The sequence below is a fragment of the Streptomyces sp. NRRL B-24572 genome (assembly GCF_002156145.1).
GTDB classification, from domain to species: Bacteria; Actinomycetota; Actinomycetes; order Streptomycetales; family Streptomycetaceae; genus Streptomyces; species Streptomyces vietnamensis.
In genome coordinates, this window is sequence record NZ_MWIG01000962.1 from 1 (window position 1) to 746 (window position 746).

A 746-nucleotide genomic window follows, 5' to 3' on the forward strand; every position below is an offset into this window, starting at 1 on the left:
CGAACCGGGCGCCGACCGGGATCAGGCCCGAGGAACGGCCTCGACCAGGACCTTCCCGGGAGGATCCGTCCGGCCCGCCGCGATGTCCATGACGAAGTCAGGGAACTCGGCGAGGGCGATGCGCCGCGAGACCAGCCGGTCCAGGGGAAAGGCCTCCGGATGCTCCGCGCGCAGCCTGAAGCCCTCCTCGTAGTCCTCCTTGAAGCACCCGTACGCGCCCGACACGCCGAGCCGCTTCCCGGCGTGGTCCACCCACGTGAGGAGTTCGCCCCGGCGGACGGCGTCGACGTCCACCGGCCCCCCGGGGAAGCGGTCGCCCTTCCGGGTGCCGCCGTAGACGAGCACGACCGCCCCGTCGCGGGCCAGGCGGCCCGCGGTCTCCAGGAGTTCCGCGGTGGCCACCGTCGGCGCGACGACGACCACGTCGAACGCGTCGGGGTGCGCCCCCGCCTCCGACAGCGGACGGATCTCGTCCGCGGCGAGGATGTCCTGCTCACGGGCGAAGGCGCGGCGGGCCCCGCCGCGGTTGAACACCGTGACCGACGCCCCCAGATGGCGGGCGTACATGGCGAACATCAGTCCCGCGCAGCCGGCGCCGACGATCCCGACCCGCTTCCCCCCGAGGGAGTCGAGCCGTGTGAGTTCGAGCAGCTTCCGCAGGGCGTGCACGATGCAGGCGAACGGCTCCGGCATCCAGACGTCCTTGCCGTCGTACGGCCCGGGGACCCGTACGACGGCCTGCTCCA

The 746-nt window shown here is 73.3% G+C and carries 1 protein-coding gene; it reads right to left on the reverse strand.

The features are described 5' to 3' along the window. Window positions 1–21: 21 nt before the first annotated feature. The coding region (locus CCN56_RS38865; RefSeq protein WP_373412960.1) for an NAD-binding protein at window positions 22–746 on the reverse strand (725 nt) is incomplete at its 5' end.